General features: G+C 71.6%; 29 protein-coding genes. 19 read left to right on the top strand and 10 right to left on the bottom strand.

Annotation, left to right across the window (positions count from 1 at the left end):
- Positions 1-32: 32 nt before the first annotated feature.
- The 8 genes from ACK99Q_RS17065 to ACK99Q_RS17030 are packed head-to-tail and all read left to right on the top strand — an operon-like array spanning position 33 to position 7,008.
- Positions 33-1,682 (top strand): GMC family oxidoreductase, encoded by a 1,650-nt coding sequence (locus ACK99Q_RS17065; RefSeq protein WP_410187294.1) that lies wholly within the window; start codon positions 33-35, stop codon positions 1,680-1,682.
- Positions 1,679-2,137, top strand: a complete 459-nt coding sequence (locus tag ACK99Q_RS17060) for a hypothetical protein (RefSeq protein WP_410187293.1) — start codon at positions 1,679-1,681, stop codon at positions 2,135-2,137. The genes ACK99Q_RS17065 and ACK99Q_RS17060 overlap by 4 nt, the downstream gene beginning before the upstream one ends.
- A complete protein-coding gene (locus ACK99Q_RS17055) occupies positions 2,134-2,892 on the top strand; it encodes an SDR family NAD(P)-dependent oxidoreductase (RefSeq protein ID WP_410187292.1) in 759 nt (252 codons plus the stop codon). Before ACK99Q_RS17060 ends, ACK99Q_RS17055 begins: the two co-directional genes overlap by 4 nt.
- Entirely contained in the window at positions 2,889-3,341 is a 453-nt protein-coding gene (locus ACK99Q_RS17050) for a GlcG/HbpS family heme-binding protein (protein WP_410187291.1), read from the top strand. The genes ACK99Q_RS17055 and ACK99Q_RS17050 overlap by 4 nt, the downstream gene beginning before the upstream one ends.
- The gene (locus ACK99Q_RS17045; protein ID WP_410187290.1) at positions 3,322-4,134 is read left to right on the top strand and encodes a LamB/YcsF family protein; all 813 of its coding nucleotides are present in this window, start codon (positions 3,322-3,324) and stop codon (positions 4,132-4,134) included. The genes ACK99Q_RS17050 and ACK99Q_RS17045 overlap by 20 nt, the downstream gene beginning before the upstream one ends.
- A 5-nt stretch (positions 4,135-4,139) precedes the next feature.
- The gene (locus tag ACK99Q_RS17040) at positions 4,140-4,754 is read left to right on the top strand and encodes a 5-oxoprolinase subunit B family protein (protein WP_410187332.1); all 615 of its coding nucleotides are present in this window, start codon (positions 4,140-4,142) and stop codon (positions 4,752-4,754) included.
- A complete protein-coding gene (locus ACK99Q_RS17035; RefSeq protein ID WP_410187289.1) occupies positions 4,751-5,674 on the top strand; it encodes a biotin-dependent carboxyltransferase family protein in 924 nt (307 codons plus the stop codon). The genes ACK99Q_RS17040 and ACK99Q_RS17035 overlap by 4 nt, the downstream gene beginning before the upstream one ends.
- Before the next feature lie 50 nt (positions 5,675-5,724).
- Entirely contained in the window at positions 5,725-7,008 is a 1,284-nt protein-coding gene (locus tag ACK99Q_RS17030) for a Glu/Leu/Phe/Val family dehydrogenase (RefSeq protein ID WP_410187288.1), read from the top strand.
- On the opposite strand, the gene ACK99Q_RS17025 is transcribed toward ACK99Q_RS17030, so the two are convergent.
- A complete protein-coding gene (locus ACK99Q_RS17025) occupies positions 6,999-7,622 on the bottom strand; it encodes an SAM-dependent methyltransferase (RefSeq protein ID WP_410187287.1) in 624 nt (207 codons plus the stop codon). The genes ACK99Q_RS17030 and ACK99Q_RS17025 overlap by 10 nt on opposite strands.
- Positions 7,623-7,687: 65 nt before the next feature.
- Between ACK99Q_RS17025 and ACK99Q_RS17020 the strand changes: the two genes are divergently transcribed.
- On the top strand, positions 7,688-8,302 hold the full coding sequence (locus tag ACK99Q_RS17020; protein WP_410187286.1) for a helix-turn-helix domain-containing protein: 615 nt from the start codon (positions 7,688-7,690) through the stop codon (positions 8,300-8,302).
- Here ACK99Q_RS17020 and ACK99Q_RS17015 read toward each other — a convergent pair.
- Genes ACK99Q_RS17015 through ACK99Q_RS17000 form a run of 4 tightly spaced genes read right to left on the bottom strand, consistent with a single transcriptional unit; the run spans position 8,272 to position 10,508 of the window.
- A complete protein-coding gene (locus ACK99Q_RS17015) occupies positions 8,272-8,655 on the bottom strand; it encodes a hypothetical protein (protein WP_410187285.1) in 384 nt (127 codons plus the stop codon). The two genes, ACK99Q_RS17020 and ACK99Q_RS17015, sit on opposite strands and share 31 nt — an antisense overlap.
- 47 nt (positions 8,656-8,702) lie before the next feature.
- Entirely contained in the window at positions 8,703-8,915 is a 213-nt protein-coding gene (locus ACK99Q_RS17010) for a hypothetical protein (RefSeq protein ID WP_410187284.1), read from the bottom strand.
- Between the two features lie 35 nt (positions 8,916-8,950).
- Entirely contained in the window at positions 8,951-10,081 is a 1,131-nt protein-coding gene (gene ald / locus ACK99Q_RS17005) for an alanine dehydrogenase (RefSeq protein ID WP_410187283.1), read from the bottom strand.
- A 40-nt stretch (positions 10,082-10,121) separates the two neighbouring features.
- A complete protein-coding gene (locus ACK99Q_RS17000) occupies positions 10,122-10,508 on the bottom strand; it encodes a cupin domain-containing protein (RefSeq protein ID WP_410187282.1) in 387 nt (128 codons plus the stop codon).
- 248 nt (positions 10,509-10,756) lie between these two features.
- Here ACK99Q_RS17000 and ACK99Q_RS16995 point away from each other — a divergent pair, with 248 nt between their 5' ends.
- Together ACK99Q_RS16995 and ACK99Q_RS16990 are read left to right on the top strand one after the other, a co-directional pair.
- Positions 10,757-11,383 (top strand): BTAD domain-containing putative transcriptional regulator, encoded by a 627-nt coding sequence (locus ACK99Q_RS16995; protein ID WP_410187281.1) that lies wholly within the window; start codon positions 10,757-10,759, stop codon positions 11,381-11,383.
- Complete coding sequence (locus ACK99Q_RS16990; RefSeq protein WP_410187280.1) at positions 11,365-12,255, top strand: homocysteine S-methyltransferase family protein; 891 nt, start codon at positions 11,365-11,367, stop codon at positions 12,253-12,255. Before ACK99Q_RS16995 ends, ACK99Q_RS16990 begins: the two co-directional genes overlap by 19 nt.
- Positions 12,256-12,260: 5 nt before the next feature.
- On the opposite strand, the gene ACK99Q_RS16985 is transcribed toward ACK99Q_RS16990, so the two are convergent.
- The gene (locus ACK99Q_RS16985; RefSeq protein WP_410187279.1) at positions 12,261-12,602 is read right to left on the bottom strand and encodes a DUF1330 domain-containing protein; all 342 of its coding nucleotides are present in this window, start codon (positions 12,600-12,602) and stop codon (positions 12,261-12,263) included.
- Positions 12,603-12,714: 112 nt separating this feature from the next.
- On the opposite strand from ACK99Q_RS16985, the gene ACK99Q_RS16980 reads away from it, so the two are divergent.
- Positions 12,715-13,464, top strand: a complete 750-nt coding sequence (locus tag ACK99Q_RS16980; protein ID WP_410187278.1) for a helix-turn-helix domain-containing protein — start codon at positions 12,715-12,717, stop codon at positions 13,462-13,464.
- Here ACK99Q_RS16980 and ACK99Q_RS16975 read toward each other — a convergent pair.
- Entirely contained in the window at positions 13,425-15,131 is a 1,707-nt protein-coding gene (locus ACK99Q_RS16975) for a CapA family protein (RefSeq protein WP_410187277.1), read from the bottom strand. The two genes, ACK99Q_RS16980 and ACK99Q_RS16975, sit on opposite strands and share 40 nt — an antisense overlap.
- 78 nt (positions 15,132-15,209) lie before the next feature.
- Here ACK99Q_RS16975 and ACK99Q_RS16970 point away from each other — a divergent pair, with 78 nt between their 5' ends.
- From ACK99Q_RS16970 to ACK99Q_RS16955, 4 genes are all read left to right on the top strand, one after another.
- Complete coding sequence (locus tag ACK99Q_RS16970; RefSeq protein ID WP_413789753.1) at positions 15,210-15,581, top strand: ArsR/SmtB family transcription factor; 372 nt, start codon at positions 15,210-15,212, stop codon at positions 15,579-15,581.
- Complete coding sequence (locus ACK99Q_RS16965; protein WP_410187275.1) at positions 15,578-16,294, top strand: cation diffusion facilitator family transporter; 717 nt, start codon at positions 15,578-15,580, stop codon at positions 16,292-16,294. The genes ACK99Q_RS16970 and ACK99Q_RS16965 overlap by 4 nt, the downstream gene beginning before the upstream one ends.
- Positions 16,291-16,944 (top strand): DsbA family protein, encoded by a 654-nt coding sequence (locus ACK99Q_RS16960; RefSeq protein WP_410187274.1) that lies wholly within the window; start codon positions 16,291-16,293, stop codon positions 16,942-16,944. Before ACK99Q_RS16965 ends, ACK99Q_RS16960 begins: the two co-directional genes overlap by 4 nt.
- Positions 16,945-17,054: 110 nt before the next feature.
- On the top strand, positions 17,055-18,644 hold the full coding sequence (locus ACK99Q_RS16955) for an ABC-F family ATP-binding cassette domain-containing protein (RefSeq protein ID WP_410187273.1): 1,590 nt from the start codon (positions 17,055-17,057) through the stop codon (positions 18,642-18,644).
- A 1-nt stretch (position 18,645) separates the two neighbouring features.
- On the opposite strand, the gene ACK99Q_RS16950 is transcribed toward ACK99Q_RS16955, so the two are convergent.
- The 3 genes from ACK99Q_RS16950 to ACK99Q_RS16940 are packed head-to-tail and all read right to left on the bottom strand — an operon-like array spanning position 18,646 to position 22,855.
- Positions 18,646-20,316, bottom strand: coding sequence for an ABC1 kinase family protein (locus ACK99Q_RS16950; RefSeq protein WP_410187272.1), 1,671 nt, complete (start codon positions 20,314-20,316; stop codon positions 18,646-18,648).
- 38 nt (positions 20,317-20,354) lie between these two features.
- A complete protein-coding gene (locus ACK99Q_RS16945; RefSeq protein WP_410187271.1) occupies positions 20,355-20,897 on the bottom strand; it encodes a TetR family transcriptional regulator in 543 nt (180 codons plus the stop codon).
- Positions 20,894-22,855: an MFS transporter gene (locus ACK99Q_RS16940; protein ID WP_410187270.1), complete on the bottom strand. Its 1,962-nt coding sequence runs from the start codon at positions 22,853-22,855 to the stop codon at positions 20,894-20,896. Before ACK99Q_RS16940 ends, ACK99Q_RS16945 begins: the two co-directional genes overlap by 4 nt.
- Positions 22,856-22,943: 88 nt before the next feature.
- On the opposite strand from ACK99Q_RS16940, the gene ACK99Q_RS16935 reads away from it, so the two are divergent.
- The 3 genes from ACK99Q_RS16935 (at position 22,944) to ACK99Q_RS16925 (ending at position 24,389) form a co-directional block, all read left to right on the top strand.
- Positions 22,944-23,234, top strand: coding sequence for a hypothetical protein (locus tag ACK99Q_RS16935; RefSeq protein ID WP_410187269.1), 291 nt, complete (start codon positions 22,944-22,946; stop codon positions 23,232-23,234).
- 85 nt (positions 23,235-23,319) lie between these two features.
- Entirely contained in the window at positions 23,320-23,880 is a 561-nt protein-coding gene (locus tag ACK99Q_RS16930) for a hypothetical protein (protein WP_410187268.1), read from the top strand.
- A gap of 116 nt (positions 23,881-23,996) precedes the next feature.
- A complete protein-coding gene (locus ACK99Q_RS16925) occupies positions 23,997-24,389 on the top strand; it encodes an SHOCT domain-containing protein (protein ID WP_410187267.1) in 393 nt (130 codons plus the stop codon).

Raw genomic sequence — 24,389 nt, 5'->3', positions numbered from 1 at the left:
TCCCCACCACGCAACGCTAGGAGCGTCATCCCATGGCACAGCCCGACCGAGTCGACGTCCTCATCGTCGGCGCCGGACCCACCGGAGCCATCGCTGCCAGCGAGCTCATCGCCGCCGGCTTCTCCGTCACCTGCCTCGAGCAGGGCGACTGGACCCATCGCGCTGCGTTCAAGGGCGCCACGAAGGACTGGGAGCTGTCCGCCCAGCGTGACTGGCACCCCAACCCGAACGTGCGTGGCCGAGCGGCGGACTACCCGATCGACGTCACCGAGTCCGACGTCAACCCGCTCATGTACGCCGGCGTCGGTGGAGCGACGATCCTCTACGGCGCCCACTGGGTGCGTGCCCTTCCGTCCGACTTCCGCGTCAAGACGCTCGACGGGGTCGCCGACGACTGGCCGCTGACCTACGAGGACCTGCAGCCGTTCTACGAGGACATCGACCAGCAGATGGGCACCGCAGGGCTCGGTGACGACCCGACGTACCCGGACGGGGAGGCGCCCCCGCTGCCTCCGTTGCCGATCGGCAAGATCGGCCTGCGAGCCGCACGGGGAATGGATCAGCTGGGCTGGCACTGGTGGCCTGCACCGAATGCCATCGCGTCCAAGGCCTACCGCGGCCGCGAGGCGTGCGTGCGGCGTGGCACGTGCCAGACCGGGTGCCCCGAGGGCGCGAAGGGCAGCGCCGACCTGACGCACTGGCCGGAGGCCATTCGGGCAGGCGTGCGGCTCATCACCGGAGCGCGCGTGGCCGAGATCACCGTCGACGCGCAGGGGTTGGCGGACGGCGCCGTCTACATCGATCGCGACGGCGTGCGCCATCACGTGGCGGCCTCGACCGTGATCGTGGCGGCGAACGGTGTCGGCACGCCGCGTCTGCTGCAGATGTCGGGCCGGGACAGGTTCGACCACGGTCTGGCGAACTCCTCGGGCCTGGTGGGGCGCCGCCTCATGATGCACCCGTACGCGGCGGTGAACGGCGTCTACGAGGAGGACCTGGAGAGCTGGCTGGGTCCTGCCGGTCAGTCGATCGTCTCCCACGAGTTCTACGAGACCGATCTGTCCCGTGGATTCGTCCGCGGCGCGAAGTGGCAGGTCATGCCGGCAGGTGGTCCGCTGGGCAACCGCTCGGGTTACGGCGGGCATGCCGAGCAGGGTGACGCGGACGGCGAGCCCGACCCGCTCGCGGCGTGGGGCCCGTCCTTCCACGAGGCGGCGCGCCGGACGTTCGGGCGGTCGTTCGAGTGGGGCATCATCGCCGAGGACCTCCCTGACGAGGCGAATCGTGTCGTCCTCTCGGACTCGCTCGTCGACTCCGACGGGCTCCCCGCTCCCAAGATCATCTACAAGACCAGCGAGAACACGCGCCGGCTGCTCGACTTCCACCTGGCGCGGGCGCGCGAGGCGCACCTGGCCGCCGGGGCCATCGAGACCTACGACACGCCGTTGATGCGGGACTGTGGCTGGCACCTGCTCGGGACGACGCGCATGGGAGACGACCCGGAGACGAGCGTCGTCGACCAGTACGGCCGGTCGCACGACATCGCGAACCTCTACATCTACGACGGGAGCACCTTCGTGACCTCGACGGGTCAGAACCCGACGGCAACCATCGCGGCGCTCACCTTGCGCGCGGTCCGCCACCTCATCGCCGGCCGCCGGGACCAGGAGGTCGCATCGTGACGACGCCCATCGGCATGAGTCCGACTGCCCTGAACGCGACGCAGCGAGAGACGCTGGTCCGGGTCCTCGACGTGCTGATCCCCGCGGCGGCCGGGATGCCCTCGGGTGCCGAGGTCGGCGTTGCCGATCGGTGGATCGACGAGGCGCTGCGGCTGCGTCCCGACCTCCGGGGCGACCTCCTGCACGCGCTGGAGACCCTCGACGCGGTCGGTTCGGGACTCGAGGACGCGCTGCGCGACTACGCGAAGCAGCACCCTGAGGCGTTCGTCGCCGTCGGTGTCCTGGTGTCCGGCGCCTACTACATGGATGACCGCGCCCGCCTCGCCCTGGGATACCCGGGCCAGGAGGACCGCCGGCTGGTCGACGACACCGGCGACTACCTCGACATGCTCGAGCGCGTCGTCGAGCGCGGAGCGATCTTCCGACCCACCCCCGCCGAAGGAGCAGACGCATGAGCGAGACGTTCACACAGCCCGTGGCGATCGTCACGGGAGCGGCATCGGGCATCGGACTGGCGTCGGCGCGCGAGCTCGTGGGGCGTGGATACGCGGTCGTCGTCGCGGATCTCGACGAGACGAACGGCAACGCCGCGGCGGCCGAGCTCTCCGAAACCGGCACGGCGATCTTCGTCCACGCGGACATGACCTCGGCGGCGGACGTGGCGGCGCTGATCGAGCGCGTCCGGGAGTGGGCCGGCCGACTCGACGCCGTCGTCAACAACGCCGGGATCCAGCGGTCCGGTCCGATCACCCAGTTCGACGAGGGGACCTGGGACCAGCTGATGGGCGTCAACCCCAAGACCTGCTTCCTGGCAGCCAAGTACGGCGTGCCGCTCCTGGCCGAGGGTGGCGGCGGAGCGATCGTCAACATCTCGTCCATCGCCGGTGTGCGCGGCGGACCCGGTCAGGTGGCCTACTCGGCGTCGAAGGGCGCGATCGTGGCGTTCTCGCGAGCGCTGGCGAACGAGCTCGCGGATCACGGCATTCGCGTGAACTGCCTCGCGCCCGGTTGGGTCGACACGCCGTTCAACGCACCCGCGATCGAGAACATGGGTGGTCGCGAGGTGCTCGACGAGATGGTCGCCTCCTCCGTGCCGATGAAGCGTCAGGGGACCCCGCAAGAGATCGCCAAGGCCGTCGCGTTCCTCGCGACGGACGACTCGTCCTACATGACCGGTCAGACGGTCATCATCGATGGAGGCCTGCTGTGACTCGACTCGAGCTCCACCTCGCCCAGGCCGCGGTGGCCGGTGCTCTCGCCCACGCCGCTCAGCGGGAGGCTCCCTCCGCGGTGGCCGTGGTCGATCTCGGCGGAAATCTGCTCGCCTTCGCCGCGGACCCCGACGCGATCCTGGCTGCGCGTGACCTCGCCGTGGCCAAGGCCTACACCTCGTTGTCGCTCCGCGCCGAGTCCGGAGCCCTGGACTCGTCCGTCCAGCCCGGAGGTCCGTTCTACGGGCTGAACACGGCGCTGAGCGGGCGACCGCTCGTCACCTTCGCGGGCGGTCGTCCCCTGATGGACGAGACGGGGAACGTCATCGGTGCCGTCGGCGTGTCCGGTGGCACGCTCGACGACGACACGCAGATCAGCGCCGCCGCCGTGAGCGCGTTCGAGGACGCACGATCCCAGCAGGCTGCTCGTGAGCGACTCGACGACTGAGTCCCTGGCACGTCCGCGGATCGACCTCAACGCCGACCTCGCAGAGGGATACGGCCGGTGGGGCTTCGGAACGGACGATGATCTGCTCGACGTCGTCACCTCGGCGAACATCGCGTGCGGCTTCCACGCCGGTGACCCCACCGTCATGCGCCGTGCCGTCGCCCGGGCCGTGGCCAACGGCGTGCGCATCGGTGCGCACGTCGGCTATCCCGATCTCGCCGGGTTCGGCCGGCGACCCATGACGATCGCGCGCGAGGAGCTGTCGGATCTCGTCGTCTACCAGCTGGCAGCCCTGTCCGGGATCGCCCGCGCGGAGGGCGGCGAGGTCCGGTACGTGAAGCCTCACGGCGCGCTGTACAACACGGCGGTGCACGATGCCGAGCAGGCCGCGGCGATCGTCGATGCCGTGTGCCGGATCGATGCGTCGCTGAGCGTGATGTCCCTGCCCGGATCGGTGCTGCTCGAGACGGCGGCTGCTCGAGGGCTCACGACGATCACCGAGGGCTTCGCGGATCGGGCCTACCTCGCCGACGGTCGCCTCGCGCCACGCTCCATGGAAGGGGCGGTCATTCACGACCCTCAGACGGTCGCGGACCGTGTGGTGCAGGTCGTGACCCGTGGAGTGGTGGGGACGATGGACGGCGGCACGACGCCCGTCCGCCCCGCCAGCATCTGCGTCCATGGCGACTCGCCGGGTGCCGTGTCGCTGGCGCGTCGGGTGCGCTCGGCGCTGTCCGCCGCCGGCGTGGAGATCGCCTCGGCGGTCGACGAGCCGGTCGGGAGCGCGCGGTGAGGCTGATGCCCGCCGGCACGACAGCCGTGCTGGCCGAGGTCGCCGACCTCGAGGAGATGATGGCGCTGTACCGCGGACTGCAGCAGGCTCGCGACACGCCTGAGGGCCGCGGGATCACCGAGCTCGTGCCGGCGGTGCGGACCGTCCTCATCGAGTTCGACGCGGCGACCACGACAGCACGTCGCGTGGCGGAGATCGCGGCGGAGCAGTCCTTGGCGACCGTGTCCGACGACGCGGGGGAGGTCCTGACCATCCAGGCCGTCTATGACGGCGTCGACCTCGACGCGACGTGCGAGGAGCTGGGCATGACGCGTGCAGCGTTCGTGCAGTGGCACACGGGGCTGTCGTGGCGGGTCGCCTTCACGGGCTTCGCGCCCGGGTTCGGCTACCTGGTCGCACCGGGTCACACCGCCTCGATCCCTCGGCTGAGCGAGCCACGCACCCGGGTGCCTGCCGGATCCATCGCGATGGCCGACCACTTCACCGGCATCTATCCGTCCGAGTCCCCGGGTGGCTGGCGCATCGTCGGGCACACCGACCACCTCCTGTTCGACGTCGACCGACCCGAGCCGGTGACGCTCATGCCGGGCACGGCCGTTCGCTTCGAGGAGCGTCCGTGAGGCGCCCTGCGACAACACCGGTCCTGCGCATCGTCGAGCCCGGGATTCTCACGACCGTCCAGGACCAGGGCCGCCGTGGTCTCGCCGCGATGGGCGTGACCGTCTCCGGCGCCGTCGACCGGTCCGCCTATGCGCTCGCGAACCGCCTGGTGGGCAACTCGCCCGGATGCGCCGTGCTCGAGGTCACCTTCGGCGGGTTCGAGGCCGTCACGACTGGCGCGACCTGGATCGCCACGACCGGTGCGACGGCGCCCCTGTGGGTCGATGGCGTCAGGCACGGCGCCAACTCGCGCGTCCACGTCCCCGCGGGTGCGACCATCCGACTCGGCCAGCCGGCGTGGGGCCTTCGGACCTACCTCGCAGTCCGAGGAGGCCTCGACGTCCCGCAGGTGCTGGGCTCGCGCTCGCGGGACACGCTGGCCGGCATCGGCCCCGCTCCGCTCGAGCGCGGCGACGAGATCACCCTCGGCACGGACTGGGGACGGTTTCCTCCCGTCGACCACGCGCCGGTGTCGACCGGGCGTTCCGGGGCTCCCATCGAGCTGCCGCTGGTGCTCGGGCCGCGTGACGACTGGTTCACCGGCGCCGCGTTGTCCACGCTCGCGGCGGCGAGGTGGACGGTGGGCGCCGCGAGCAACCGCATCGGCGTGCGTCTCATCGGACCTGAGCTCACCCGCGCCGTGTCCGGCGAGCTTCCCAGCGAAGGCGTCCCGGTGGGTGCCGTTCAGGTGCCCTCATCGGGTCCCATCGTGTTCCTCGACGACCACCCCGTCACCGGCGGCTATCCCGTCATCGGCGTGGTGACACGCGAGGGACTGGACTCCCTCGCCCAGGCCCGTGCGGGAGACACCGTCGTCTTCCGTCCTGTCCCGGTCGACTTCGTCGCCCACGAGGCAGCCCGCCAGCGCATCTCCCACTGACCACCCTCGATCCGCCCATCCCCACCGACACAATGGAGTGACCGGTAGCCATGTCCACCCACCCCTCGAGCGCTCTCGTCGCGGACGCGACTCCCACCCCGCTGAAGGACGCGCGAGCCCAGCTCGCCGAAGCCGTCAAGATCCTCGGCTATGACGACGGCATGTACGACATGCTCGCGACGCCGCGACGCGAGGTGACCGTCTCGGTACCCCTGAGGCGCGATGACGGCTCGGTCGAGCTCCTCGTCGGCCACCGCGTCCAGCACAACATGTCGCGCGGCCCGTCCAAGGGCGGGTTGCGGTACAGCCCGACCGTCGACCTCGACGAGGTCCGGGCGCTGGCGATGTGGATGACCTGGAAGTGCGCGCTGGTCGACATTCCCTACGGCGGCGCGAAGGGCGGCATCGCGTTCGACCCGCGCCAGTACTCCCGTGCCGAGATCCAACGAGTGACCCGGCGGTACACCAGCGAGCTGATGCCGATCCTCGGACCGACGACCGACATCCCCGCGCCGGACATCGGAACCGACAGCCAGGTCATGGCGTGGATGATGGACACCTACTCCGTCAACAAGGGATTCACGATCCCCGGAGTGGTGACGGGCAAGCCGACGCAACTCGGCGGCTCCCTCGGCCGCGCCAGCGCGACGTCGCGAGGTGTGGTCCTGGTCGCCCTCGCCGCGCTGCGACATCGCGGTCTCGAGCCGGAACGGACCACGGCTGCAGTCCAGGGCTTCGGCAAGGTGGGGCGCGACGCCGCGCTCTTCCTCTGGAGGGCGGGCGTGAAGGTTGCCGCGATCAGCGACCAGTACGGGTCGATCCAGAACTCGTTCGGCATCGACGTGCCCGCGCTCGAGCGACACGTCGACGAGTCGGGCAGCGTCGTGGGGTTCAGCGGTGCTGACGACCTGCCGCATCGTGACGATCTGCTCGTCGCCGATGTCGATCTCCTCGTGCCCGCGGCGGTCGAAGGCGTCATCCACGCCGGCAACGCGGAGAGCGTCCGAGCGTCCATCGTGGTGGAGGGCGCGAACGGCCCGACGACGCCGGAAGCCGATCGCATCCTCGAGGATGCCGGATGCCTCGTGGTCCCTGACATCCTCGCCAATGCCGGGGGCGTCATCGTGTCCTACTTCGAGTGGGTCCAGGCGAACCAGGCGTACTGGTGGAGCGAGCTGGACGTCGAGGCCCGGCTGAAGGAGCGGATGGACCACGCATGGGAGCGAGTGCTGAGCACGGCCCAGCGGCGTGACGTCAGCCTGCGCCAGGCGGCGACGGTGCTGGCCATCGAGACCGTGGCGACGGCTCACCTCGCGCGAGGGCTCTACCCGTGAGCAGCGTTCCGGGCAGCGCGCTTTGCGCGGACGACGACGTCGTGGAGGACGGTCCCGTGGCCGCCGGGCCCGTTGACCGTCCGCTGCGACTCCTCGGCCGTCACGATCTCCCAGCCGGGTGAGTCGAAGCGGGCGGTGATGTTCGCGGCCGTTGCGGAGGCCTCGTCGGGTGAGTCGTGCCCGTGGAGGTGTCCCACGATGAGCAGCGTGCCGCCGGGTGCGACCCACTCGGCGAGGCGGTCGTAGAAGTCCAGCTGCGGCATCGCAGGGTGGGCGTAGTGCGTGGTGACGAGGTCGTACGTGGTGCCGGGGTCCCACGTGGAGAGGTCGGCGCTCAGCCACTCCACCTGCCCGGCGAGGCCCGCGGCCGCGGCGCGCTCCTCCCCGAAGGCGAGCGCCACGGGGGAGATGTCGGCGGCGGTCACGGTCCAGCCCTGACCTGCGAGCCAGATCGCCTCGGCTCCGGCGCCGCAGCCCGCGTCGAGTGCCGTCCCCGGTTCGAGGTCGCGCGTCTCGCGTTGCAGGTGGGGGTTCGGGTCGCTCGCGCTCATCGCGATGGCGCGGTCGCCCGTCCAGATGGCGTTCCAGTAGTGGTCGTCGAAGTTGTGCTCCATGCGTCGACCATGACCCGCGTGCCGTCGGTCCGGCAACCTTTGTTGCCGAATGGCAAACTAGGTCCATGGATCTCGACCGCACGCTCGATGCCGTCGGCCCTCGGCTCAAGGAGCTGCGCCAGCGGCGCGACGTCACGCTGAGCGAGCTGTCGGCCGAGACCGGCATCTCGACCAGCACCCTGTCGCGCCTCGAGGCCGGACTGCGGCGTCCAACGCTCGAGCAGCTGCTCCCGCTCGCGAAGTCGCACGGGGTCACCCTCGATGACCTCGTCGACGCCCCGCCGACCGGCGATCCACGGGTCACCATGAAGCCCCTCGCCACGAAGGACGGGCGCACGATCGTGCCGCTCAGCCGACGCCCGGGAGGGATCCAGGCCTACAAGTTCGTCCTGCCCGCCGGTCGCGACGACGACGAGCCCGAGCTGCGCACGCACGAGGGCTACGACTGGGCGTTCGTCCTCGACGGCCGGCTGCGGCTGGTGCTCGGCGAGCACGACATCATCCTCAAGCCGGGCGAGGCGGTCGAGTTCGACACCCGCACCCCGCACTGGTTCGGCGCGACGAGCGCCGGCCCGGTCGAGTTCCTCAGCCTCGTCGGCAAGCAGGGCGAGCGCGCCCACCTCAGGGTGGCGCCGAAGCGGTTCCGCGATCAGTCTGCGGAGGCCACTGAGGGGTCTTGAGCGCCGATCCGGGCGACCTCCCGGTCGTACGTCTCGGCGTCGAAGGTGATCCCGTGCGGCAGAGGTGCCTCCAGGTGCCAGTCCCAGTGGACGACGTCCCCCTCGCGGACGATGGTCACGTCGGTCGAGCCGCAGCCGTACTCGCCGCACGAGCACCGCGCGATCGGAATGCGGTGAGGCACTTCGGTGGCGATCAGCCTGTTGCGACGGACCAGCAGCTCGCGCGGGTCGGTGCCCATTCCAGCGCCCTCGGACGTCATCTCCACGCCGTCGACGAAGACGAGCAGCTGGCGGCCGTTGGGCCCGCCGTCGTTGGCCCGCGCGATGTCGAAGCGGATCGACGTCGCGAGCATCCGAGCGTCTTCGCTTCCCGTGGTGTCCGGCACCGGACCATCATGACTCAGCCGGCACGACTGAGGATCACGATGGCGATGACCAGGCAGGCGATCGCTGAGACGCAGCCGAGGGCGAGCGAGATCCGCGCGAGGTTCCGCATGCCGGGGGTGCGGTCGACCTCGTGGGAGGCCATCGTCCGGATCACGCCCATCGGCAGCAGCCACCCGGTGGCGATGAGGGTCGCGGCGAGGGCGGCGTAGAGGGTCGAGTCGCTCATGTGAGGGACGTACCCCTCGCGCGGCCGGTGACGCGTCAGGCCGAGGCGAGGACCTCGGCCACGTCGACCGAGGCGAGCCCGACGCCGGCCGCGACGCCGGCGTGGGTGACCTCGCCGGCGTGCGTGTTGAGGCCCTGCGCGAGCCCGGGGTCGGCGCGCATCGCGTCGACCCAGCCGTGCTCGGCGAGCGCGATCACGTAGGGGAGGGTCGCGTTGGTGAGCGCGTAGGTGGAGGTGTTCGGAACCGCGCCGGGCATGTTGGCGACGCAGTAGAACGTCGAGCCGTGAACGGTGAAGGTCGGGTCGTCGTGGGTGGTCGCGTGCGAGTCCTCGAAGCAGCCGCCCTGGTCGATCGCGATGTCGACGAGGACGGAGCCGGGCTTCATCCGCGAGACCAGCTCGTTGGTGACCAGCTTCGGCGCGGCGGCGCCCGGCAGCAGCACGGCGCCGATCACGAGATCGGCCTGGAGCACCTGCTGCTCGATGGCCAGCATCGACGACGCGAGCCCGTGGACGCGGTTGTCGTACCGCCAGAAGCTCATCCGCAGCTTGTCGAGGTCGGTGTCGAGCAGCGTCACGTCGGCGCCCATGCCGAGCGCGATGTTGGCCGCGTTCTGGCCCGAGACGCCGGCGCCGATGATGACGACCTTCGCGTTCGCGACGCCGCCCACCCCGCCGAGCAGCACGCCGCGTCCGCCCTGCGCCTTCATCAGCGCGTGCGCCCCGACCTGCGGCGCGAGACAGCCCGCGACCTCGCTCATCGGGTACAGCAGCGGCAGCCCACCAGTGGCCCCGGTGACGGTCTCGTAGGCGACGCCGGTGATCCGGCGCGCGAGCAGCTCCTCGGTCAGCGGGCGGTCGGCCGCGAGGTGGAGATACGTGAACAGCAGCTGACCCTCGCGCATCCGGTGGTACTCCGCCTCGACGGGCTCCTTGACCTTGATGACCAGGTCCATCCCGCCGTCGGTGCCCCAGGCGGCCTCGGCGTCGCCGACGATGGTGGCGCCCGCGGCGACGTAGTCCTCGTCGCTGATCGACGAGCCGACGCCGGCACCGGTCTGGATGTGGACCTCGTGACCTCGACTGGTCAGCTCGCGCACGCCCAGGGGCGTGATCGCGACGCGGTACTCGTGGTTCTTGATCTCCTGCGGGACACCGATCTTCACGGCTTCAGCCTCTCATCATGTGACCCGCGTCACCATGCGATCAGGGCTTCGCGTAGTCGGACGCTCCCCACCAGTCGACGACCACGACCGGCTCGTCGCCGACGACCCAGGCGTCGTGACCCTGGGGGAGTGCGGTGACGTCCCCGGGCCGCGCGTCCAGCTCGGTGCCGTCGGCCATCACGACGTGGAGGGTGCCCTGGACGTGGTACTGGAAGTGGGGTGCCTCGCACAGCTCGGTGCCGGCAATTGGCTTGACGTGCTCGGACCAGCGCCATCCGGGCTGGAGGGTCAGCCGGCCGATCTCGGCGCCGGCCATCGAGAGGATCTCCGCCTTGCCGCGGTCGAAGGAGCGGGTCTCGTCGGGGGACTCGAAGCTCTTCTGCTCGGTCTCGGCCGCCGTCTTGGGGGTGTGGGTCTCGGTGCTCATGACGTGCTCCTCGGGGTGGCGCCAGCACCCGGATGGCGCTGACGGAACCACCCTTTCGAGGCCTCCTTGCACTCCGGTTGCAGGACTACGATCAGGAGAATGGGCGCGGCCATCGTGCGCATCCTGGGAGAGCTGTCGGTCGACGGCGCGGACGTCCACGGCCTCGACCGCAAGGCGCGGGTCCTGCTGCGGCTCCTCGTGCAGGCCGAGGGGCGGCCCGTCTCCGCGGCCGCCCTCGCCGACGCGCTGTGGGCCGACCACGCGCCTCGCGGCCGGCCGACCAGGTGGCCGTCCTCGCCAGTCGGGTGCGGCGGCTCCTCGGTCGCGACACGGTCCGTCACGAGGACGGCGGCTACCGGCTCGACGGCGTCCCGACCGACCTCGCGATGCTGCGCGCCGTCGTCGCCGAGGCGGAGCGCCGGTCGGCAGCCTCGGACGCGGCCGGGGCGCTCGCGGCCGCGCGCGTCGCCCTGGCGCTCGCGCACCGCGCGCCGCCCGAGCCGGAGTCCGTCGCCGACTGGGTCGTCGCGGACCACGCCGCCGTGATCCGCCTCGTGCTCGAGGCGCGCCGCATCGGGGCGTGGGCGCTGCTCGAGGCCGGCCTCTGGCCCGAGGCCCTCGACCTCGCCGCGGCCGACCGCGACGCCGACCCTTACGACGAGGCCGCGGTGCGCACCCTCATGCGCGCCGAGGCGGCGGCGGGCCGGCACGCGCGGGCGCTCCAGGCCTACGAGGACCTGCGGATCCGCCTGGCCGAGGACCTCGGATCGGACCCCGACCTGCGCACCCGTGCCCTGCACGAGTCGCTGCTGCGCGAGGGCTTGTCGGCGTCCAGCCGCGGGAGTACAACGAGAGGATGGGCACGCGGCACGTGACCGACGGGGGCCTGGAGACGGACCTCATCTTCCTGCGCGGCTTCGACCTGCCGGAGTTCGCGTCGTTCCCGCTCCTCGACAGCGAGGAGGGTCGGGCCGTGCTCGCCGACTACTTCATGGCCTACGTCGACATCGCCGTGCGGGCCGAGGCGCCGGTCCTGCTGGAGACGCCGACCTGGCGGGCGAACCCCGACCACGCGAGCCTGCTCGGCTACGGGCAGGCGGCGCTCGACCGGGTCAACCGCAAGAGCGTCGAGTTCCTGACCGAGCTCGCGCACACCCGCGCCGACGAGCTGGTCGGCTGGGAGGTCGGCGGGATGATCGGACCTCGCGGCGACGGCTATGCCTCGTCCGGTCCCGTCGATCCCGACGCCGCGGCCGAGTACCACCGGCCGCAGCTCGAGGCGTTCGCCGCGGCGGGCGCGGGGCGGGCCACGGCGCTCACGCTGACCGAGGTCGGCGAGGCCATCGGCATCAGTCGCGCCGCCGCGGACGTGGGCCTCGACGTCGGCATCGGCTTCACGGTGGAGACCGACGGACGCCTGCCCGACGGGAAGACGCTCAATGCCGCGATCGAGGGCGTGGACCACGTCGCCCCTCCGGCGTACTTCCTGATCAACTGCGCCCACCCGAGCCACATCGCGCAGGGACTCACCGACGGACCGTGGCGTGACCGGATCGGCGGCCTGCGGGTGAACGCCTCGACGATGAGCCACGCCGAGCTCGACGAGTCGGAGACCCTCGACGACGGCGACCCCGCGCAGCTCGCCGCGGACCAGCGTCCGCTCGTCGACGCCTTCCCGAACCTGCAGGTCCTCGGCGGCTGCTGCGGCACCGACGCCCGTCACGTCGCGGCGATGTGGGACGTCTGAGCCGGTCAGGCGAGCGAGGCGAGCTTGTCGACGGCGCGGTAGCCGTCGGGCACGCCTTCGACGATGCAGGTCATCGAGTTCGAGTGCTCGGTCCGCAGCGGCAGGATCTCGGCGTAGGCGTCCGAGTCGTACCAGGCGCGAGCCGCGTCGGCGCTGGGGAACTCGATGATCACGAGGTCGCCGTCCCAGGCGCCCTCGATGCCGGTGAGCTGCCCGCCGTGCACGAGGAAGCGGCCGTCGTAGGGCTCCAGCGTCGCGTCGATCCGCTCGATGTACTCGACGATCTCCGGCCCGAGGTCGACCTCGCGGAGGTAGGCGAGGGCGTAGGCCTTGGTCGTGGTGGTCATGAGGTGCTCCGTTCGTCGGGGTGAATGGCTCGATCACACCTCCTGCGCGCCGAACGGTCGATGACCTCCGAGGTCATGGTCACGATGCCTTCGCGTGGCTAGGTTGACGATCGTGAGCGCAACCGCCGGCACCCTGATCCGCGAGTGGCGTCAGCGCCGCCGCCTCTCCCAGCTCGACCTGGCCAACCGGGCCGACGTGTCCACGCGGCACCTCAGCTGGATCGAGACGGGACGCAGCCGTCCGACGAGCTCGATGGTGCTCCGCCTGTGCACCCAGCTCGACGTGCCGCTGCGCGAGCAGAACCAGGTGCTGCTCGCCGCGGGGCACGCGCCCGCCCATCCGGAGCACGGCCTGGCCGATCCGCCGATGGCTGACGTGAACCGCGCGCTCGAGGCGATCCTCGCGGCCCACCATCCGTACCCGGCGCTCGTGGTCGACCGCCGCTGGGACCTCGTCGCGGCGAACGAGGCGACCTACGCACTGCTGGCCGGCATCGACGCCGACGTCCTGGAGCCGCCGGTCAACGTGATCCGGCTGTCGATCCACCCGCGCGGCCTCGCGCCGCGCATCGCGAACCTCGACGAGTGGCGCGCGCACCTGGCCGAGCGCCTGCATCGCGAGCACACGACCACCGGTGACCCGTTCCTCGGCGAGCTGTACGACGAGGTCGTCGCCGGCGGCATCGAGCCGGTCACCTCACCCGCGCTCGTCGTGCCGTTCCAGCTGCGCACCGAGGCCGGGGTGCTCTCGTTCATCTCCACCACCACGGTCTTCGGGACACCACGTGAGGTGACGCTCTCCGAGCTCGCGATCGAGGCGTTCTACCCGGCAGACGAGGCGACTGCCGCGAAGTGCTGGTAGTCCGGCTCCGGCCAGCGCCCGCCCCACGTCCAGCCGATCCGCTCGAACGCGTTCACCACCACGTCGCCGTCGTGGATCACGCCGGGCGCGGTCTCGGCGCCGGGGGAGCGGTCCACGTCCTCGAAGGCAGAACCGGCGGCCGGGAGCACCCGTCCCATCGTGAGGTACGGATTCTGGACGGGGTTGAGGTCGATCGCGGCGCCGTAGGCGTGGCGTGACCAGCCCTCCTGGCCGAGCACGCGGCGGCAGTTGAACCCCGACGTGTTGTTGGCGGCCATCGAGGCGTTGTCGTCCCCGCCGTAGTCGCTGACGAGCCGCATCCGCTCGATCGGCCAGCGCGCCTCGTAGAGCTCGCGGAAGACGCCGATGAGGTCGTCCGCATGGTCGGCATGCACGGCGAGCTCGCCCTGCCGGGCGCGGCCGTCGAAGCCGACGTGTGTGACGCGCAGGTACCGCAGCGAGGCCAGCGGCACCGGGCACATCGACGCGTCGTGGCTGCTGGCCATCCGGCTGGCCAGGGCGGTCCCGATCGGCTCGACCGTGCCCTCGAACGGCGGCAGCTCGGTGCCGGCCTCCAGCTTCCCGTCGACCGCCGCGAGGCTCGTGCAGCCTCGATGGTTCGCCCACCGCGTCGAGGCGGCTGTCGCCGCGGAGCCGCCCAGCGCACGGGCCGGGCCGCCGGCCACGGGAGTCGTGCCCGGCACCCACTCGTCCTCGACGAGCTCGTCGCCGCGGAACCGCAGCCGCAGCACGCCCGTGTCGGCGTTCCTGCCGTGGTACCAGTGGAAGTTCCCGAGTCCGTAGTTCACGTACGTGTCGCCGAGGAGTCCGCTGCCGAGCAGCGTGTGCGAGTGCGCGCCCACGACCACGTCGGCCCCGGCGTCCGCCAGCTCGTGGGCGAGCGTGACCTGGTCCTCCGTCGCGCACGTCGAGCCCTCGACGCCCCAGTGCAGGTAGACCGCGACGATGTCCGCGCGGCCGGCGACGTCGCGCACGGCCTCGAGCAGTCGCTCGGTCCGGGGCACGCGTGCCGCCGCGATCCCGCCCCACGTCGGCCCCGCGGCCCAGATCGGGGTGCGGCTCTCGCGTGTGGAGGCGTCGGCGGCCAGGACGGCGACTCGCACGCCGCGGACTTCTTCCTCCCAGGGCCGGAAGGCCTCCGCCGCGTCCTCCCCGATGCCGACGATGCTCACGGGCCCGCGCCGTCCGGCGCGCAGCGCGTCCCGCAGCCCGACCCCGCCGTAGTCGCCCGCGTGGTTGTTCGCCATCGAGACGACGTCGACGCCGGAGCGGTCGAGCACGTCCAGGGCCGCGGCCGGCGCGCGGAACCAGTAGCGCGCCGAGGGCGTCTCGAGCTCCTTGCGGGTGGGGGAGCCGCGGCTCGTCAGCGCGGTCTCGAGGTTCACCACCGCCACGTCCGCGTCCTGCAGCACGGTGGACAGGGGCCCGAGCGTGCTGTCGGACCGCCGGACCACACGCGCCAGCCGGTCCTCGAAGTGGACGTCGCCGGCGAACGCGAGCGTCACCTCGGCCCGCGGCAGCGCGGCCGGGTCGCCCTCGTGCGGAGCGTCAGCCTCACCGTCGGCCGGGGAGGTCGACACCCACGTGGCGAGCGAGGCCGCGACGACCAGCGCGAGCACGATGGCGAGCACGGGATCGCGGCGCATGCGGCACCTCCTGCAACGAGCATGCCACCACGCCGTGGACGTGATGGGGTGGCTGTGCGATAACATCGCCATATGGCGATGCAAGATGTGGTCCTTTCGAACGATCCGGTGGACGAGGGCGCAGCCCTGATGGCGGCCTCCTGTCTCTTCCACGGCTTCTCCGATCCGTCCCGGCTGTCGATCGTGCGCCACCTGGCGCTGGGCGAGCACCGGGTCGTGGACCTGACCACCCATCTCGGCCTGGCCCAGTCCACGGTCTCCAAGCACCTCGCGTGCCTCAAGGACTGTGGCCTGGTGACCTCGCGTCCGGAGGGACGCGCATCGATGTGGTCGCTGTGCCACACCGAGACCGTGATGGATCTGCTCGCCGCGGCAGAGCGCCTGCTCGCGCTGACCGGTGACGCCGTCGCTCTGTGCCCCACTTTCGGCGCCGAGGCGAGTCAGCAGTGAGCGCGCACGCGCATGCCACCCTAGACGCGCAGGATCGCGCGCGACTCGGTCGCCGGGCCCAGTGGCTGGCAGCGGCCTCCGTCTCCTACAACGTCGTCGAGGCGGTCATCGCCATCTCGGCGGGACTTGTCGCGGGGTCGGTTGCGCTCGTCGGGTTCGGGCTGGACTCCGTCGTCGAGGTCTCGAGCGGACTCATCATCCTGTGGCAGTTCCGCCACCCCCTGCCCGAGTCCCGCGAGCGGCGCGCGCTGCGACTGATGGCTCTCTCGTTCTTCGCGCTGGCGGCCTACGTGACCTTCGAGTCCCTCCGGGCGCTCGCGACGGGCCACGAGACCGACTCCTCGCGCGTGGGGATCTGGCTGGCAGTGGCTTCGCTGCTGATCATGCCGTTCCTGTCCTGGGCGCAGCGCCGTACCGGCCGGTCGCTGGGGTCAAACGCGGTCGTCGCCGACTCCACACAGACGCTGCTGTGCACGTACCTGTCCGCTGTTCTCCTGGCTGGACTCGTGCTCAACGCGACCCTCGGTTGGTTGTGGGCCGACCCGGTCGCGGGCCTGGTCATCGCCGCAGTCGCGGTGAAGGAAGGCCGCGATGCCTGGCGAGGCGAGGGCTGCTGTGGTCCGGCAGCCGTAGTCATCGGGGCGGAGCCTGAGACGTGCGGGTGCGGCGATTCGTGCTGTGGTCCCGCCAAGGGAACTGGAGACGCACGGTGACGAGGCAGGCCAGGATCTCACTGGTCGCCGCCGCCGTGCTGGTGATCGCCGTGGTTGGACTGCTCGGCGTCTCGGCGACGCGCGGTGGGTCCGAGGCGCCGCCGGTCTCCGAGGGGGAGTCACGCGTGGTCCGCGGCGACAGCCAGAGACTCGGTCCCGAAGGCACCTCCGGGGTGACCTTCGTCGAGTTCCTCGACTTCGAGTGCGAGGGCTGTCTCGCCGCCTACCCGGTGGTCGAGCGACTGCGCGAGACGTATGCGGGTCGCGTGACCTTCGTGGTCCGGCACTTCCCCCTGCACGGCAACAGCGAGCGCGCCGCCCGTGCCGCCGAGGCGGCGGGTCGGCAGGGAGCGTTCGAGCCCATGTACCGGAGGCTCTTCGAGTCGGTCCAGCAGTGGGGCCACCGTGACGGGCCCGCGGACGCGACCTTCCGACGCCACGCCGCCGAGCTCGGCCTCGACGTCGATCGATTCGCCGACGACTTCGCCGATCCGGCCGTGGCCGAGCTGGTCGCGCGGGACATGGCCGACGGTCTCGCGCTCGACGTCAGCGGCACCCCGACCTTCTTCGTCGACGGGAAGCGCCTCGAGCCCCGGACCGTCGAGGACCTCGCGCGGAGCCTCGACGCCGCGATCGCCGCCCGTGGCTGAGAGCGCAGGTTAGGCTGGAGACATGCACCTGTACTTCCTCTGACGGTCGAGCGGCTCACCGCTCGTCCAGACCCCTGCGCGGGGTCCCGTCAGTCCCGAAGGAACGTTGCATGCACACCCACCCTCTTCCGGCGCGCCGTCGCGCCCAGATCACCGTCTCCGACGTGTCCGTGACACGCGGGGGCCATCCCGTCCTCCAGCACGTCGACCTCACCGTCAGCCCCACGTCGCGCCTCGCGATCGTGGGGGAGAACGGCCGTGGCAAGTCGACGCTGCTCCACGTCCTGACCGGGACGCTGCTGCCCGACGAGGGCACCGTCCAGCGCGTCGGCACGATCGGCGTCGCCGAGCAGGAGATGCCCGCCGATGAGCGGACCGTCGGGGAGGCGGTGGCCGAGGCCATCGCTCCCGCGCTCGCCGCACTGGATGCCCTCGATGCCGCCGCGCTCGACCTCGCCGAAGGTGGGGAGGCAGCGGAGGAGTCCTATGCCCGGGCTCTCGAGGTCGCCGAGGCGCTCGACGCCTGGAACGCCGAGCGTCACGTGCAGATCGCGCTCGAGGCCCTCAGCGCGGAGACCGACCGGAAGCGACCGCTGGCCGAGCTCTCGGTCGGTCAGCGCTACCGCGTGCGACTCGCCTGCCTGCTCGGGGCGGACGACGACCTCCTGCTGCTCGACGAGCCGACGAACCACCTCGACCGCAGCGGCCTGGACTTCCTCACCGAGCACCTGCGCCGTCGCCGCGGCGGTGTCGTGCTCGTCAGCCACGACCGCGCGCTGCTGTCGGACGTGGCCGAGACGATCGTCGACCTCGACCCCACCGCCGACGGGCGCCCGCGCGTCCACGGCGACGGCTACGCGGGCCATCGCGCGGGCCGTCTCGCCGAGCGCGAGCGCTGGGAGCAGGAGTACGAGCGTCAGCAGGCCGAGGCGGTGAGGCTCCGGGCGAGCCTGAGCGAGGCACAGAATCGCCTCGTGTCGCGCTGGCGTCCGGAGAAGGGCACGAACAAGCACGGCCGGGCGACGCGCGCCGGCGGGCTGGTGCAGAGCGTGCACCGGCGGCAGGAGGCGCTCGAGGCGCACGCGATCTCGGTGCCCGAGCCTCCGCAGGAGCTCCGCTTCCCCGACCTGCCGACGCGCGCGGGCGCGACCCTGCTCACGGTCGAGGACGTCGCGGTGCGAGAGCGACTGGCCGGCCCCGTCTCCTTCGTGCTGTCGGCCCGGGACCGGCTCGTGGTCACGGGGCCGAACGGCGTCGGGAAGTCCACGCTCCTGCGGGTGGTGGCGGGCGCGCTGGCTCCGGACACGGGCTCGGTCAGGAGAGCCGCCGGGACCCGTCTCGGTCTCCTCGGCCAGGAGGCGACGCTGCCGTCCGACCGCCGGGCCACGGACGTCTTCGCCGAGCGCGCGGACGGGATCGGGCTCTCGTCCCTCGGGCTGCTCCGCGCGCGCGATGCCGGCCGGCGGATCGGCGAGCTGTCGATGGGCCAGCAGCGACGGCTCGACCTCGCACTCGTGCTGGCGGCGCGCCCCCACGTCCTGCTGCTCGACGAGCCCACCAACCACCTGTCGATCGCGCTCGTCGACGAGCTCACCGAGGCTCTCCGTGCGACCGAGGCGGCCGTGGTCGTCTCGACCCACGATCGCCAGCTGCTGCGTGACGTGGGCGCCTGGCCGCGGATCGATCTCGCCCCGGCGTGAGCTACGTCCGAGGTGGCCCCGTCGGATGCTCCGTGCGGGCCACCTTGCGGTCGGTCATGACGATCCAGACGGCCAGGGCGACGCCGGCGCACACGGCGAAGAGGAACAGCAGCATCGCCAGGCCGGGGTAGCCGAGCAGCGTCCACTCCGAGGGGACGCGCATCGTCAGGGCGGCGCCGAGGATCGTGGCGGCGATGATGATGCCGAGCGTCAGCCGGTTCGCGACGCGCTGGAGCACGGTGTGCAGGCGCTCCTCGTCGACGGCGTCGACCTTGACCCGGAACTCGCCCTCGGCGAGCGCGTCCATGATGCGGTTCGCGCGCTTGGGCAGCTCGGCCACGAAGGTCCGCGACTCGATCGCCGCCGCGACGATCCCGCCCGGCGACATCGTCAGGCCGGCGGTGAAGATGCTCGAGACGTTCTCGCGGATCGCCTCGGCGGGTGCGAACCCGGGGTCGAGGTGCGAGGTGGCCCGGTCGAGATTGAGCAGCGCCTTGCCGACCATCGACATCTCGGCGGGCGGGCGCAGCCCGTGGCCGCCGGACAGTCGGCTCAGGTCGACCAGCACGGCGCCGACCTCGACGTCGGAGCCGCTGGCGACGGCCTCGGAGACGAGGTGGGCGACGTCGTCGCGGAACGCCGCGGCGTCGAACCCGTCCAGCTTGTGTCCGGCGCTCGCGAGGATCGAGGCGGCCTCCTCGCCGTCGCCGTCGCTGATGGCCAGGAGCAGCTTGATGATGTCGTGCTGGACGCGCGGCGGGACCGAGGCCGTCATGCCGAGGTCGAGCAGCGCGAGCCGTCCGTCGTCGGTGAGCAGCAGGTTCCCCGGGTGCGGGTCGGCGTGCAGGATGCCGGCGTCGAGGATCATGTGCAGGTACGCGCTGAACAGCTGCTCGACGATGGGCCGCGCATCGATGTCGACCAGGCCCAGCCGGCCGATGTCGGTGACCTTGCGGCCCTCGACGTAGTCCATCACGAGGACCTTCGAGGTCGTGTACGCCGGCACGGGCTGGGGGACGACCAACAGGTCGTAGGCCGCCGTGAGCTCGCCGAAGGTCACGAGGTTGCGCGCCTCGCGGCGGTAGTCGAGCTCGCCGGCGAGCGAGCGGCGGAACTGGTCGAGCAGGCGACCGAAGCCGAAGCTGCGCCCGGTCTCGGTGCGCTTGTCGGCGACGCGGGCGAGGCGGCCGAGCACCTTCATGTCCTCGCGGACCGTCTCGCGGACGTGGGGCCGCTGCACCTTCACCACGACCTCGCGCCCGTTGCGGAGCACCGCCCGGTGCACCTGTCCGAGCGAGGCGGCGGCGAGCGGCTCGGGGTCGAAGTCGCTGAAGCGCTCCTTCAGGGTGGCTCCCAGCTCGGTCTCCACGACCTCGCGCACGCTCTCGAAGTCGATGGGCTCGACCTCGTCCTGGAGGCGCTCCAGGGCGGTGGTGTACGACGAGGGCAGCAGGTCGAAGCGGGTCGACAGCAGCTGACCGAGCTTGATGAACGTGGGGCCCATGCGCTCGAGGTCGGCGGCGAACGCCTCCGCACGCTCGGCGTCGCCGAGCGGGGTCTCGTCGTCGATGTCGAACTCGTCCAGGTGGGCCCCGGCGAGCAGGTCGGACCGGCCGTGGCGCCGTACGAGTCGAGCCAGCGCCACGTACCGGTTGTCGTCCAGGATCGTCATGACCGCAAGCATGCCCAAGTCGGGCGGCGGTCGCTCCCTCACGCACCGTCGAGCAGCCGTTGGACGATCGGTCCGTAGGCCTGCTCGACCCCGTCGAGGTCGGCCAGCAGCCCGGGGCTCTCGAAGAAGCGCAGCACGGTCGCCAGACCGGTGAGCGCCGCCACGGCGAGCTCGGCGCGCCGGCGCGCGTCGGGACCCTCCAGCCGGTCGGCCAGCGGGTCGACGTAGCCGCGGAGGAACTTCTCGCGGACCGCGTCGGGATCGGGCGCGTTGACGCGGAGCATCAGCGCGCGCCCGAGGTGCTCGAGGTCCCCGCGCCGCTGGCGGTCGACGAGCTCTTCGACGAGGGTCGCGCCGAGCTCGGTCGTGGGCACGTCGGGCAGGGTCGGCGCGGTGATCGTCGCTGTGCGGTGGAACAGCTCCTCCTTGCTGCCCGCGACCTTCATGACGAGGGCCGGGGAGGTGCCGGCTCGCGCGGCGATCGCCCGGATCGTCACCTCCGGGAAGCCGTTGCGGGCGAACAGCTCTTCGGCAGCCTGCAGCACCGACGTGCGCAGTTCGGGATCTCCGGGCTCGGTCATGCGAGGGGAGTCCCCAGGGTGAGGTCGGCCGTGCGGTTGGCCTCCCAGACGGTGACCGGCCGCGCGCCCGTGGCGCCGTTGTCGGCGATCGCGCTGAGCACGTAGCGCCCGTTCGGCGGCCGCGGCACCGCGTAGCGGCCGTCGTGGTCGGTGCGCGTGGAGTGGACCGCCTCGCCCGCGTGGTGGGTCAGGATGACGAGCGCGCCGGGGATCGGCGCGCCGTCGGTGTCGGAGATCGTGCCTTCGAGCGTCAGCCGGTGGCGCAGCACGAGCGGCGGCATCCGCAACTCGTCGCCGAGCGCGACGACGCGCGACCGCGGCTGCCAGCCGTCGGCCGAGGTGACCACGAAGTAGTCGCCCGGGCCCGGCACGGCGACGGCCACCTGACCCTCGGAGTCGGCCTGGCCCCAGTCCACGGCGGAGCCGTCGGTGGTCAGCACGGTCACCACCGCGCTGCGCACCGGGCGCGCGTTCTCGTCGACGACCTGGCCGCGCACCACGCGCGTCGGGCGACTCGTGGTCGCCGTGCCGGCGCGGTCGGCGTCGGGCGAGAAGTCCGGCATCCGCAGCGTCGGGATCGTCACCGCCGCGCCCGCCAGGGACATGGCCGCCGCCAGCCAGAAGAGGACCGTGATGGCGCGCTCGCTGGCCACTTCCTGGCCGCCGACCGTCACGACGAAGGCGGAGGTGACGGCCGTGACGATCGCGCTCGCGCTCGTGGTGCCGATCGACCGCAGCAGCACGTTGAGGCCGTTCGCCGACGCGGTCTCGGTGACCGGCACCGCGCGCATGATCATGGTCGGCAGCGCGCCGTAGACCATGGCGGTGCCCATGCCGACGATGACCGAGCCGATCACGACCTGGGCGAGGTCGTCGCTCAGGAACACCCGCACGACGTATGCGACGCCCATGACGAGCGTCCCGGAGAGCGCGGTCACCTGCGGGCCGAAGCGGCGCGTGAGCCACGCCGAGACCGGTGCCATGAGGCCGAACGCGGCCGCGTTCGGCACCATCCACCAGCCGGTCTCCAGAACGCCGAGGCCGAGCCCGTACCCGGTCTCCTCGGGCAGCTGGAGCAGCTGCGTGGTCAGCAGCATGTTGGCGAACATCGCGAAGCCGACGAGGATCGACGTCGAGTTCACGAGCACGACGGCCCGCCGCGACGACACGCGCAGGTCGACGAGCGGGCTCGGCGTCCGCAGCTCGATGGGGACCCACACGGCGAGCAGCGCGAGGCCGGAGACCACGAGGCCGATCGTGGTCGGCGAGGTCCAGCCCCAGATCGAGCCCTTCGAGATGGCGAGCATGAGCGCGGTCAGCGCCGCCGACAGCAGGACGGCGCCGCGGATGTCGAACGTGCCGCGCGTCCGCACGGGGGACTCGGGCAGCACCGCCATGGCCGCCGCGAGCAGGACGAGTCCGACCGCGCCGGTCACCCAGAAGATCGCGTGCCAGTCGAGGTGCTCGGAGATCAGTCCGGCCACGGGCAGCCCGACGCCCGCTCCGATCGCGAGCGTCGCGCTCATGAGGGCCACGCCGAGTGGGATGCGTTCGCGCGGCAGCTCGTCGCGCATGATCGCGATGCCGACCGGGACGACTGCCGTGCCGACGCCCTGCAGCGCCCGCGCGACGATCAGCAGCGCGAGGTCCTGGCTGAACGCGCCCAGCAGCGAGCCGACGACCGAGATCGTGAGGGCCAGCGTCAGCATGCGGCGCTTGCCGTACATGTCGGCCAGGCGCGTCACGGTCGGCGTGGCGATGGCTCCGGCCAGCAGGGTCGCCGTGACGAGCCACGAGGCGCTGTCGACCGACGTGTCGAGGAGGTCGGGCAGGACCGGGAGCAGGGGCAGGAGCAGCGTCTGCTGGAGCGAGACCACGATGCCGCACAGCGACAGCGTCGTCACGATCAGCGCCGCACTGGGAGCCGGCGCCTCGCTGCGCCGTGAACGCTTGTTCACGGCGCCATTCAATCACCGTTGTCGACCTCGCGCACCGGGCGTACAGTCGAAGGACCGGTCGATGCGACCTCGAGCGAAGGAGAGCATCATGGCCACTGCCCACCTCCACCTGCCGCACCTGCACGTGCCGCACGTCGGTCAGCCGCAGGACCAGGCCCACCGCGACGGCACCAGACCCTCCCACGTCGGCGGCATCATCCTCGGCATCGGCATGCTCGTCGCCGTGGGCTGCTGGGCGGCCTCCGTCGTCGCGCTGCTCAGCCTCGGTCCCGCTCGATCAGGAGCCGTCGACGGCGTGACCGCCGGATGGACCGCCCTGGCCATCGCGTCGGCGATCAGCCTGTTCCTCATGGGCATCTGGAAGGCCCACCGAGCCTGACCGATGCGGACCCATCCGCATCGATGTCCTCTACGAAGCCCCCTCGAGCGGCCGGATCGGCCGGTCGCCGAAAGGGGAACTCATCATGAGGAAGGCAATTCTCGCGTTGATGACGGTCGTGCTCGCGTTGGGCATGGCGACCGCCCTGGGGACGCCGGCACAGGCCGCGTCGAAGCACACCCACCAGAAGGTCGGCTACACGCAGGTCGTCGTGTCGCCGCCGGTCTACGACCTGATCGCCGGCGCGGGCATCACCCCCGCTCCGACCGCGGGCGCGAAGGCGTTCGCGTACAAGGGCACGCTCGCCGCGCGGTTCCCGATCACGGGATACCGCCTGAAGGGCCTGCAGATCCGTCACAGCGGGGGTCTGAACCTGAGCGCCGGGGCTGCGACGATCACAGTCTCGGACTTCACCATCGACCTGGCGCGCCTGCGCGTCAGCGGCAAGGTGACCGGCACGATCGGCGACGTCGGCCGGGTCGACCTGTTCAAGATCCGGCGGTCCGACCGTCGTGACCTCGGTGCCGTGAGGCTCACCCTCACCGACACCGCCGCGGGCGCCCTCAACGCCACCTTCGGCGTCGACGCCTTCGCCGAGAACGCGACCTTCGGCTACGCCACGCCGAGGCCCTTCTCGAGGTTCTGAGGGAGCTGGAGTCGACTCACCCGCCGAGGGTGAGTTCGGCGCCGAACGGTCCTCGCGGCGCGTCCCAGCCGCGAGGATCGTGCCGGCGCGCTCGCGCCCCGACTCCGAGGAGAGACATGAACGACGTGTGGGACTTCGTGCTGCTGATGCTGTGGGCCTTCTTCTTCGTGGCCTACCTGATCGTGCTGTTCAACGTCATCGCCGACCTGTTCCGCGATCACGAGCTGTCGGGCTGGCTCAAGGCCGTCTGGCTGCTGTTCCTGATCTTCGTGCCCGCGCTGACGGCGCTGGTCTACGTGATCTTCCGGGGTCGGGGGATGACGGAGCGCTCGATCGCGGCGGCCGAGCGCTCGCGTCGCGCGACCGAGAGCTACATCCGCGAGGTGGCCGCATCCCCGGCCGGCGCGGCCGGTCCTGCCGACCAGATCGCGAGCGCCAAGGCGCTGCTCGACGAGGGCACGATCTCGGCCGAGGAGTTCGAAGTCCTGAAGGCCAAGGCGCTCGCCTGA

This window comes from Aeromicrobium sp. MLTX1 (assembly GCF_046452335.1).
Lineage (GTDB): Bacteria > Actinomycetota > Actinomycetes > Propionibacteriales > Nocardioidaceae > Aeromicrobium.
Note: the sequence above shows the minus strand (reverse complement) of the source record. Positions and strands in the feature narration are given on the sequence as shown.